12 protein-coding genes are annotated in these 10,602 nt (G+C 72.9%); 1 reads left to right on the top strand and 11 read right to left on the bottom strand.

Translation table 11 applies throughout. The annotated features are described in order from the left end of the window. Positions 1-4 precede the first annotated feature (4 nt). On the bottom strand, positions 5-577 hold the full coding sequence (locus IGA62_RS26490) for a GNAT family N-acetyltransferase (RefSeq protein WP_145818334.1): 573 nt from the start codon (positions 575-577) through the stop codon (positions 5-7). Between the two features lie 183 nt (positions 578-760). Continuing rightward, a complete protein-coding gene (locus tag IGA62_RS26495) occupies positions 761-1,960 on the bottom strand; it encodes an FAD-dependent oxidoreductase (RefSeq protein WP_145818333.1) in 1,200 nt (399 codons plus the stop codon). Between the two features lie 89 nt (positions 1,961-2,049). Between IGA62_RS26495 and IGA62_RS26500 the strand changes: the two genes are divergently transcribed. Continuing rightward, the gene (locus IGA62_RS26500; RefSeq protein ID WP_145818332.1) at positions 2,050-2,718 is read left to right on the top strand and encodes a TetR/AcrR family transcriptional regulator; all 669 of its coding nucleotides are present in this window, start codon (positions 2,050-2,052) and stop codon (positions 2,716-2,718) included. A gap of 110 nt (positions 2,719-2,828) precedes the next feature. Here the strand turns inward: IGA62_RS26500 and IGA62_RS26505 are convergent, their stop codons facing one another. The 9 genes from IGA62_RS26505 to IGA62_RS26545 all read right to left on the bottom strand — a co-directional run bounded on the left by IGA62_RS26505 (position 2,829) and on the right by IGA62_RS26545 (position 10,534). Then, positions 2,829-4,439 carry an RICIN domain-containing protein gene (locus tag IGA62_RS26505; RefSeq protein ID WP_145818331.1) on the bottom strand — a complete coding sequence of 537 codons (1,611 nt, stop codon included), beginning with the start codon at positions 4,437-4,439 and terminating at the stop codon, positions 2,829-2,831. A gap of 242 nt (positions 4,440-4,681) precedes the next feature. Continuing rightward, positions 4,682-5,389 carry a carbonic anhydrase gene (locus IGA62_RS26510; RefSeq protein ID WP_145818330.1) on the bottom strand — a complete coding sequence of 236 codons (708 nt, stop codon included), beginning with the start codon at positions 5,387-5,389 and terminating at the stop codon, positions 4,682-4,684. A 120-nt stretch (positions 5,390-5,509) separates the two neighbouring features. Further along, entirely contained in the window at positions 5,510-5,857 is a 348-nt protein-coding gene (locus IGA62_RS26515) for a hypothetical protein (protein WP_145818329.1), read from the bottom strand. A gap of 5 nt (positions 5,858-5,862) precedes the next feature. Further along, on the bottom strand, positions 5,863-6,240 hold the full coding sequence (locus IGA62_RS26520) for a hypothetical protein (RefSeq protein WP_145818327.1): 378 nt from the start codon (positions 6,238-6,240) through the stop codon (positions 5,863-5,865). Beyond that, on the bottom strand, positions 6,209-7,363 hold the full coding sequence (locus IGA62_RS26525; protein WP_186499855.1) for a hypothetical protein: 1,155 nt from the start codon (positions 7,361-7,363) through the stop codon (positions 6,209-6,211). The genes IGA62_RS26520 and IGA62_RS26525 overlap by 32 nt, the downstream gene beginning before the upstream one ends. Continuing rightward, entirely contained in the window at positions 7,360-8,724 is a 1,365-nt protein-coding gene (locus tag IGA62_RS26530; RefSeq protein WP_186499854.1) for a hypothetical protein, read from the bottom strand. The genes IGA62_RS26525 and IGA62_RS26530 overlap by 4 nt, the downstream gene beginning before the upstream one ends. Further along, the gene (locus IGA62_RS26535; RefSeq protein ID WP_145818325.1) at positions 8,717-9,019 is read right to left on the bottom strand and encodes a DUF6403 family protein; all 303 of its coding nucleotides are present in this window, start codon (positions 9,017-9,019) and stop codon (positions 8,717-8,719) included. The genes IGA62_RS26530 and IGA62_RS26535 overlap by 8 nt, the downstream gene beginning before the upstream one ends. 191 nt (positions 9,020-9,210) lie before the next feature. Continuing rightward, positions 9,211-10,023 (bottom strand): helix-turn-helix domain-containing protein, encoded by an 813-nt coding sequence (locus IGA62_RS26540; protein ID WP_145818323.1) that lies wholly within the window; start codon positions 10,021-10,023, stop codon positions 9,211-9,213. 166 nt (positions 10,024-10,189) lie between these two features. Next, positions 10,190-10,534, bottom strand: a complete 345-nt coding sequence (locus IGA62_RS26545; RefSeq protein WP_145818321.1) for a hypothetical protein — start codon at positions 10,532-10,534, stop codon at positions 10,190-10,192. Positions 10,535-10,602: the final 68 nt, after the last annotated feature.

Raw genomic sequence — 10,602 nt, forward strand, 5'->3', positions numbered from 1 at the left:
GCCGTCAGCGGGCGGGAACCGGCTCGGACGACGGCCGCCACTCCCGCCTGATCAGCCCGTACACCCACGAGTCGGAGACCTCGCCGTTCACGACGCAGTCCTCCCGCAACGTCCCTTCACGCACGAACCCGAGCTTCTCCAGCACCCGGGCAGATGCCACGTTGCGTGTATCGGTCTCGGCCTGGACGCGATTCAGGTCCAGTGTGTCGAATGCCCACCGCAGCAAGGCGTGCGCGGCCTCCGTCGCGTAGCCGTGGCCCCACGCTGCATCGTCGAAGCAGTAGCCCAGCGATGCGCTGCGGTAGTCCGGATTCCACCGGTTCAGGCTGCACCAGCCGATGAACGTCCCGTCGAAAACACGGTCCACGGCCAGCCGCGCCCCGGTGCCTGCTTCTGCCATCTGCCGGCAGGCCGTTATGAACCGCTCAGCGCGCACACGTTCGGTCCAGGGCGGCGCGTCCCAGTAGCGCAGCACGTAGGCGCTGCTGTGCAGCGCGAAGAGGTCGTTCGCGTCCGCGTCGTTGAAGGGACGCAGTCGCAGGCGAGTGGTGTGCAGCGTGGGGGTGGGCAGGGACATGAGTGCCATGTTGCCTCTCCCGATGGGCGGGTGGAAAGACGTGCCCGCCCATCGGCATGAGCGCGGTGCGGCAGATCCGGATGCCGCATGAGTCCGACACTTGGGGTGGCGGGCGCAACCGGCAGAACCGAAGTCCGTCCCGTCGCAGCGGATCACGTCTCCGTCCGGCTGCCGGGACGTCGGTCAGCGCAGGTGTTCGGGGCGTACGCCGATGCCGACGAGCCTGGCGGGGAGGGCTTGAAGCGCCGGGAACCGCTGCAGCAGGCGGATTGGTGCCGGGGCCTCGATGCGGCCGGTGGCGTGCAGCAGCGGGTCGACGACGCGCCGCTGCGCGGCGCGCTGGATGTTCTGCGTCACCACCGTCGGCAAGTGCCGGCGCTTCTGTACCGCGGCGAGGTCCGCTTCGGTGACTGGCTGCCCGGCGGCGAGGTTCGGGCCCAGCATCCGGGCGGTGGCCGCGGCGTCCTGCACCGCCAGGTTGATGCCGACGCCGCCGATCGGGGACATGGCGTGTGCGGCGTCGCCGATGAGCAGCGCGCCGGGCGCGTGCCACCGCTCCAGTCGGTTGACCTTCACCGTCAGCAGTTTGACGTCGTCCCAGGTGGCGAGTTCACCGACCCGGTCGGCGAGGACCGGGTGCCGGCGCGTCACCTGCTCCCGCAGCGCCTCCAGCCCGGCCGCGCGGATCTCGTCGTAGCCGTCCTTGGCGATGACGTACGCGCACTGATGGTAGTCGCCGCGGTCGATGGCGAGCATCAGCCCGCCGTCGCTGACCCGCATCGCCAGGCCGTCACCGTCGTCTGCGCGGCGCGAGATCCGGAACCACAGCACGTCCATGGGAGCGCCGTAGCCGACCGGCTGCAGGCCGAGCTCGCGGCGTACCACGGAATCGCGGCCGTCGCAGGCGACGGTGAGCGATGCCTCGATCTCCAGTTCGCCCTCCGGGCCCGCGGCGCGCACGCCGGTGACGGCGCCGGAGGCGTCGCGGAGCAGGCCCGTCACGGTGGTGGAGCGGAGCAGCGTGAAGGTGGGGAACCTCGCCGCCTCGGTCGCGAGCATTTCCAGGAAGTCCCACTGGGGGACGAAGTACAGGTAGTTGTGCGGCGCCGGCAGGCGTGTGAAGTCGGCGACGGTATAGGTGCCGTCGTCGAAGGTGGTGCGCAACGCGCCGGCCTTGCGCCCGGGTAGCGCCGCCACCCGTTCGCCGAGCCCGATTTCGTCGAGCATGTTAAGTGTGGAGGGATGCACCGTGTCGCCGCGGAAGTCCCGGAGGAAGTCGGCGTGCTTCTCCAGCACGGTGACCTCCACTCCCTGCCGGGCGAGCAGCAGCCCCAGGACGAGTCCTGCGGGCCCGCCGCCGACGACGCAGACAGTGGTCTTCATAACCTTCCAACCGCAACCTGTGTTGCTTTTTCAGACTGCCATGATGAAAGGAGGTAACGCAACAGTCGGTGCATTAAAGGAGGTGTCCGATGTCTGCAGGCCAGCGGCCGGGCGGGCGCAGCGCCCGTGTCCGGGCTGCGGTCCTTACGGCCGCCCGTGGCCTCCTCGTCGACGGGTACGCCGAGCTGACCGTCGAACGGATCGCCCAGGCGGCCGGCGTCAACAAGACGTCGGTCTACCGCCGGTGGACCGACCTGGAAGGCGTCCTCGGCGACCTGCTCAGCGAGTACGCCAGTGAGGTCGTCCCGATCCCCGACACCGGCGAGCTCGACACTGACCTCGAAGAACTGGCGTTGCTGATCCGGCGCGGCATGACTGGCGAGCCTGGCGACCTGATCACGGCCCTAGCCGCGGCCGCGCCCCGCAACCCGCGCGCCGCGCAGATCGTCCGCAGTTTCTTCGCCGAACGGTTCGGCCTGGCCGAGGCCGTCGTCAACCACGCCGTCGCCCGCGGCGACCTGCCTCAAGGCACCGATGCCCGGGCCGCGATCGAGCTCCTGGGCGCGCCCTTCTTCCTGCGGCTGCTCGTCGTCAACGAACCCATCGACGAGGAGTTCGCGCAGCGTATTGCCGCTGCGGCCGCCGCAGCCCTGCGCTCCGGCGTCTTCGATCCGGCGCGAGGGCCTCGTCCCGCCACGGGCACCAGTGCAGCGCCTCCCGCCAGCTGTCCCGGCCGGCAGTCTGACCCCAGTCGGTGACCTCGAGCGGGCTGGTCCACCCGACGGTAAATCCGACGGCCGACGCTTCGCCGTGCTGGGGGCGGAGCGTCGACCGTGGGCGTCTGCGGAGACGGATACTCAGCCCGGCGTCAGCAGCGGCTGATCGTCGAGTTGGACAGCACCACGTTGCTGATGGTGAAGTTGTCCGCGCAGGGGCTCTCCAGGATCCGGTTGTTCACCAGCGTGAAGTTGCGCAGGGTGATGTCCCGGTTGCCGGGGAACTCGGTGCGCTCGGCCAGCCGGATCTCGCCGCCGCCGCTGACCGTGCCACCGTTCGCCGCGATGTTCACGCCGTAGCAGTTCTCGATCAGGATCGCGTTGTTGCCGGTGTTGGCGATGTCCACCCGGTCGATGGTCGCGCCACCGGACTCGGAGACGCAGAAGACGCCCCGGCCGCCGCCGCGCGCCCGGACCGTGCCGACCCGGATGTTGGTGGGGTAGCTGTCGCCGACCCGGCCGTTGCGGTTGGCCATCCGGAACGCCGCGTACCCGGTACCGGTGCCGGCGTTCTCCGCGTCCACCGTGGTGACCGTGGCGTTGATGGTCTGGTTGAGCAGCAGGCCGGACTCGCCGACGTTGCGGGCGGTTACCGTGCCGACGGTCAGACCGTCCACGCCGTACGTCTCGACCGCGTGCGAGCTGGCGCCGGAGACGTACACGTTGTCGATCCGGATGTTCCGGCTCCACTGGCTGGTGTCGCCCCGGTTGTCGATGCGGACGCCGAGACCGGCGGAGAGTCGCATGTCGATCTGACCGAGGATCACGTTGGTGACGTTGCGCATGAAGATCCCGTACAGCGGGGTGCCGGTGACGGTGAGGTGCTGCACCTCGACCTGGGTGGTGCCGCGCGAGTAGATCGGCGCCTGGTCGCCGGAGCCCGAGCCGGTGACGTTGACGGTGCCGCAGACGTCGATCGTGGTGTAGCTGGGCAGGGAGATCCGCGAGCCGGCGCTGATCGACCCCGACCCGCGCACGACCACCCGCTGCTTCGAGGTGCGGCCGGCGGTCAGGCTGTTGACCGCCGCCTGGACGGCGGCCCGCATGTCGCCGCCGGTGTAGACGGTGCTGCTGCCGTTGCGGGCGGTCCAGGTGCCGCCGCTGAGCACCGCCTCGGCCTGGAACGAGCCGCTGCCGCAGCCGGTGCCGGAACCGAGCGTGATCATCTGCCACTGCTGGTTGGCTCCGCCGAGGTCCTGGTACTGGGAGATCATCGCACCGTCGGCGGTGGACCACCCCCAGACGTCGAGGGCCTTGTCGGAGTGCCGGTTGACGAACCGCACGTACCCGCTGTCGGAGTCGGCGAGGCGGAAGTGCTGCCGGGTGTTGCCGCTGGCCGCCGTGTTCTGCACGAGCTGCACGCCGTCGTCGGCGTTGGGCACTTCGAGCACCTTGCCGCTGTGCACCGAGCGGACCTGGTAGTAACCGCTGCCCACGTCGACGAACCGCCACTGCTGGACGGCGAGGTCGTTGCGGGCGTACTGGTTGACCGGCGCGCCGTCGGCGGTCGACCAGCCGTACAGGTCCATGGCCTTGCCGCTGTGCCGGTTGACGAAGACGTAGGTGGCGCCGGTGTCGACGGTCGCCGCCGACGCGGCGGGGGCGGTGACGGCCGCGTCGACGCCGACGAGGGCGAGGACGACGGTGGCGAGCAGGGCGGGACGCCAGCGCCGTGGGCGTCGGGACGTGGTGGTTGGTGCCATGAAGGCTCCTCGGTGGGGATGGTGGCGAGCAGACCCACCGGACGCGCCGACGAGTCCGGCAAGCGCTTTCCCGTTGCCCGAACCTATCGCCGCACATCAATACTGGTCAAGCGGCCCGCTTCGCCGTGGGCCCCGCCGGCCCGTCGGTCCGCCACCGTGCCCGGAGGACCCGACCGGTGCTGACGGCCGGATCGCCTGCGAGCGGCCGGCTGTGGGCACCGGTCGGGTGACCGGCACGAAGGTCAGTCCACGAGCGTGACCCGACCGTTGTCCAGGTCGTACCGGGCGCCGACGACCGTGAGCGCACCCTCGTGCACCCGCTCGGCGATGATGGGGCTCCGTACGGTCAGCGCCCGCACCTGGGCGCGGACGTTGGCGCGGACGGCGTTGTCGACCACGTCCCCCGGCTGCCCGAGCACCGGCGCCACCACCGGCCGCAGCCCCTCGACGATCGTGCCGATGTGGCCGGGTGCGGACCCGCCCGTCCGGATGGCGTCGATCGTGGCGGTGATCGCCCCGCACCGTTCGTGGCCGAGCACCACGATCAGCGGGCTGTGGAACTCCTCCACGGCGAACTCGATGCTGCCCAGCAGCAGGTCGTCGACGATGTTCCCGGCCACCCGGTTGTCGAACAGGTCGCCGAGGCCCTGGTCGAACAGCACCTCCGGAGCGACCCGGGAGTCCGCGCAGCCGAGGGTGATGGCGAACGGGTGCTGGCCGGCGGCCAGGCGGCGCAGGTCCGCGAGGCTCTGGTGGGGATGACGGCTGTGCCCGGTGACGAACCGGTGGTTGCCGTTACGCAGTCGACGCCACGCCTCGGCCGGGGTGACGACGGGCGGCTCGGCCGGGGTGGCCACCGCCGGTCGGGAGGGTACGGTGACGCCGAGTGCGACGGCGGCGGCCCCGCCGGTGGCCAGCAGCGACCGACGGGACACGGGGTTACGCTTCACGATGATCTCCTGGAAGTAAGGCACTGCCCTGCTTTCTACCACCGCGCGGGTGATCCACTGTGTCCCTTTTCCGACCCGGCCCGCGCCCGGCGACCTTCCGCCCGACCGCCGCGGGATCGGTCAGGACGCCGCCATCGAGATGTCGAAGGCGAGGTCGCGGACGTCGTCGACCGGGTGCGCCCGCAGCGCGTGCAGCAGGTCCCGCCAGGGTCGCGACCAGCCGTACTCCGCGCCCCGGCGGGCCAGCGCCACCGCGAACAGCCCGGTGGTCGGGTCACCCCGGGCGGCGAGGGCCCGGGCGGTGTCCAGGACCACCGTCGGGTCGATCGGCGTGGGGTCGCGTCGACGCCGGTCGTCGAGCCGCGAGGCCAGGCGGGCGGCGAGCGCCGGTCGTCCCCCGACCAGCTCGGCGATCTCCACCACGTCGGCGGTGAGCTGCGCGGACGGCACCCCGGAGAAGCGGAGCAACGCGGTCAGTACCCCGGCCGCCCCGGCCAGGTACGCCGGATGCCGGGCCAGGTCCCGGGCCGCCGCCCGGACCGGATTCCCGTCGGTCGTCGGATCCGCGTGCCGGGCCCACCGCTGCGCCGCGAGCCTTCACCGCGACCGCGCGCATCGTCCGCTGCGGATCGGTGGTCATCGCCCGTACCGTCTCCCGGTCGCCCGACGACCTTGGCGGCGGTGAGCGCCAGGAACCGGTGGTGACCCGGCCCCGCGCGCAGATCGGTCAGGACGTCGGGCAGGTCGCCGGTGGCGGCGAGCCCCCGCGCCCGGCGGGCCAGGGTCGCCATCCGCTCCGGGTACGGCAGGACGTCCAGTTCACCGAGGAGGCGACTCGTCGATCTCCGCATGGCGCTCATTGTGTCCGGCGCCGGACCGGGCCGCCGAACGGTTTCCGGCCGGCTCCGAGCGGTCGGCCGCACCCGTCCCGGACCGGGGCCGGGCCATCCGGGCCGTCTGGGCCGTCCGGGCCAACTGGTCGGCCCGGCGGCTCAGTGACTCCACCCGCTGGATCACCCCGGTCAGGTCGGTGTCGTCCCGGTCGCGCCCCGGCGTCACCGTGTCGAGCAGGTCGGTGTAGTCGCTGACCAGCGCCGGGTAGTCGCGGACGAACGCCTTGTGGTCGGCGTCGCCGGCGATGGCCGTCGGCTTCATCCGGGCGTACCGCTGGTCGAGGTCGATGACCTGCTGCGCCAGGACGGCGGTGGCCGCGCTCAACGCGCTGCTGCGGTCGGCGTGGGCGTCGCGCAGACGGCGGCGGTCGGCGGCGAGCCGGCCGGCCCGCAGGCCCGTCGCGTAGACCAGCGCCGAGCCGACGAGGACGGCCAGCACGGCCGCCGCCGCGACCAGATAGCGGGGCAGCGACGGACTGATGGTCCGGGTGCCGTCCGGCACGGTGCCCGCCTTCACCAGCCGGTCGTAGTTGACCGTGACCACCTTCAGCGCCTCCAACGGCCGGTCGACGAAGCCGTCGATGCCGTTGCTGATGGTCATCTCCGCCACGAAGGCCCGGCCGAAGTTCCCGTCGTCGCGTCCGGGCAGCAGCGCGCAACCGTAGGTGTCGTACTCGTCGTCCTCGCGGCTGAGCACCAGCACCACCGTGCCGTCCGCGGCCCGCTTGACGTCCTGACAGCCCTCCCGCAGGTCCGCCCCCGGCTCCAGCAGCAGCACGACCAGCCGGCGGTTGCCGATGATCCGTTCCGCCGCCGCCTCGTCCAGGTCGACGCCGGGGGCGACGTGGACGGAGGAGGAGCGCACGTCGCGGGCGACCGGACCGTCGGTGATCCCGCCCGTCCACAGCGCCCAGCCGGCCAGCACCAGGCAGGCCAGTACGCCCAGGCCGAACGGGGCGCCGAGGAACCGCGCCACCCGGGCGGTCAGCGGCTCCCGTGCCCCCTGCGGGTCCTGCCGCACCGGGTCCGTCCGCTCGGCGTCGCGTCGCTTCGGGTCGCGTGCCTGCTCCGGCCCGGTCACGACAGCCTCTCCCGCAGGTAGAACGTCGGCCGGTAACCGGCGACGCCCATGGTGCGGGCGGTGTCGTCCAGTTCGGCCTCGGCGTCGGTGAGCAGGGCCCGGACGTGCGGGTCGGGCAGTCCCTCGTCCAGCGCGGCCCGGGCCGCCTGGAGCTTCGCCACGCCCCGGGTCAGCCCGGGGTCACTGCGCCGGTCGGTCAACAGGGACATCTCTACGGCCAACGCGGTCAGTCCGGCCAGCCGCGCGGTCGTACCCGGTCCCCGTACCGCGCCGCTGCGGCCGACGCCGCGCCACAGCGACCGCGTGGACAGGGCGAGGAACCCCACGACACAGCCGGCGAAGAGCCAGGGCAGCGCCGGCAGCGCCACCCGCAGGGGATCCACCGGCCGGTACGGCAGGGGCCGTTCGAACAACCCCGCGTACCGCACGTCGGTCACCCGGGCCAGGTAGGCGTTGAGCACGTTGTCCTGCGGATACTCGTAACGGCTGAGCCGGTCGCCGAACTGCCCGTAGAAGCTCGCCCCGGTCACCTCGGCGAACTCCTCGCCGTGCGGCCCGTGGTACTCGATCCACGCGCCGTAGAGCACCACGATCGGCCGGCCCGGGAAGACCCGGGCCAGCGCGGGCCCGTACCGGGGGACGGGTTCGCCCCGCGGTTGCCGGGGCAGCGCGACGTACAGCGCGTCGCCGTCGGGGAAGGCGCTGGCCGCCGTCCTGGCCGGTACGGCGGTCAGCGTCGCGCCGTCCGCCACGTGTCGTCCACTGGCCCGCAGGTCGGCGGTGACCGTGGCGAGTTCGGCCGCACCCGGCTCACGCCACCGCAACCCGTCGTGGTCCGGCGGCGTCGGTGCGTCCCCGAGCGCGGCGATCAGCGTCACCAGCAGGCCGGTCACGTCCCCGGTGGCGAACTGGGCCCGCCAGCTGGGCAGCGTGTCGGCGGTGGCCTGGTACAGGCCCCCGCTGACCTGGAGACCGATCACCCGGACCGTGACGTCCTCCACATCCCGGATCCGGTCCCGTTCGGCCTCGTCGAGGCCGGGCGGCGCGACGAGGATGCGGACGTCCCGGTCGCCGATCGCCTCGCGGACCCGCTGCTCGTCCCAGGACGCCACCGACCCGGGGAGCCGCACCACCGGCGCGGCGGCGACCATGGCGTCCATCTCGGCCACCGACGGCACCGTCGTGTCGGTCAACTCGCCGGCCGACCCCTCCGGTACGGCGGCCGAGGCGGGGGATCGGCCGTAGCTGACGTCGATGCTCTGCCGCTGGGCGACCAGGAAGACCACCAGCACCAGCACGGCCAGCCCGAGAGCCACCCAGCGAACCGGTTCGAGGCGGCGGCGCAGCGTCCGCTCAGTCATCGTGACCCGCCCGCCACAACCGGTCGGCCTGTTCGGCGTACCCGGCCGCGAGCCGGGCCGCGTCCGGGCCACCGCGCCCGGCGGCGATCAGCTCGGCGCGGCTCATCAGCTGCTCCGCCTCGGCCACCCGGTGCGAAGCCGCGTCCCGGCTGACCGCCGCACTGTCGATCGCCGCCCGGGCCGCCGACCAGGCGACCCGCCGGTCCCGTTCCCGCGTGCGCCAGCGGGGTACCAGCGTGGCCGCGACACCCGCCGCGACCAGCAGCACGCCGCCGGTCAGCCAGATCAGCCACATGACCAGCCCACTCCCGGGTCAGCTCGCAGGCGAAAGGGGGACACCGGACGAGTGTGGCTGATCGAGGCAAACGGATCCGTGGTGGACGCAGCGCGCCGGTCCGGTCACCCTGCGGGGCTGTGGTGCCCCTCCTGAGCAGGGCGAACGTCGCTTCCGGAGGCAGCGGGGGCCACGCGTGCGGGCGGTGTCGGTCAGTGGGACACGACGGCACCGCAGTCGGCGCAGCGTTCCCGATCGGACCAGTCGATCCGGTCGAGGAGGGCGGGGGTCACCGGCTCCTGCCCGAACTCCTGCCGCAGCGCCATCCGGAACGTCCAGAGCGACTCGGCGAAGGGGTGGTAGGCGGCGTGGTACTCCGGGCCGGCGAGGACGGCGCCCGTCCTGATCGCGTCCCGGATGGCGACGAGCCGCAGGAACGCGGCCTCACCAGCCGTCACCACCGGCACGGTCGCGGAGACGAGCAACTGCTCGCGGGCGACGTACAGCGCGGCGTCGTGGAGCGCCCGGTTGGCCGCGTCGTACCGGTGCTCGGGCGGGAGGTCGGCGCTGGCCACCCGGCGGAGGGCACCGTGCGTGGCGTCCAGGGCGAGCATGAAGGCGACCCCGCTGGCCAGTCCCGGTGGCAGCGGCACCGACGTCGGCAGGACGGCCTCGACCCCGGGACGGAGGGGCCGGTCCCGTGCCGTCCCGCCCTCCGCGTGGCCGGGCCGCGTCCGGCCGGACGCGGCCCGGTCCGCCCCGCCGGGTGGTGCCGCCGGGGACGCGTGACGCGCGAGTGCGGCCAGCACACCGCCGGTCGCCAGGGCCTGGTCGCAGCGCAGGGCCAACGCGAGGTTGCCCGGTGCCCGGCCGGTCTCCACCTTGCTGAGGTACCCCCGGCTGTAGTTGACCCGCTTCGCCAGGTCGGCCAGGGACAGCTTCGCGGCCTGCCGGTGGCGGCGCAGGCACTCCCCGAGGCTCTCGGGGCGGTCCGTGCCGTCGTGCGGTGGGTCGGTCACCGCCACGGCCGCCGGTCCGGGCCCGGGCGGAGACGGACGACGGCGGCCCACCGGGCGGCTGCGGGGCGACGCATGGCCCGACCGTACCAACGACGCCGGTACGCGGCATCGGGCGCACGACCCGGACGGATGCCCGATCGTCCACAGCGGACGCCGGGCACCCGGGCCGTCGCTAGCAGCGGGGGGTGGAGACCTGGTTCGCGACCAGCGAGGAGTGGATGTAACCCGTGGTCGGGCTGTTCACCTTGAACCAGCGGTTGGAGGCGTAGTTCGAGCTGGGCGGGTAGACCCACTGGGCGTCGGTGAAGCAGACCATGGTGACCCCGGTGCCGTTGCCGTAGTAGCCGTTGGAGGTGCAGCCGGTGTTGGCGCAGCTGCGGATGTTCGCGCCGCCGGAGTTGGAGCTGATGTAGGGGCCGGCGGCGGACGCCGGGGTGCCGGTCAGCAGGAGGGCGCCGGCGGCTCCGGTGGCCAGAGCGATCCGGACGAGGTGACGGGTGGTGCGGTTCTCGGACACGGGCTTCTCCTTGCCGTGGTGGGGGATTCCGACGCGGACGTCCACCCGCGTCGCCGGCGCCCGGTGGA

It is taken from the genome of Micromonospora sagamiensis (assembly GCF_014680085.1).
In the GTDB taxonomy this organism is placed as follows: domain Bacteria; phylum Actinomycetota; class Actinomycetes; order Mycobacteriales; family Micromonosporaceae; genus Micromonospora; species Micromonospora inyonensis.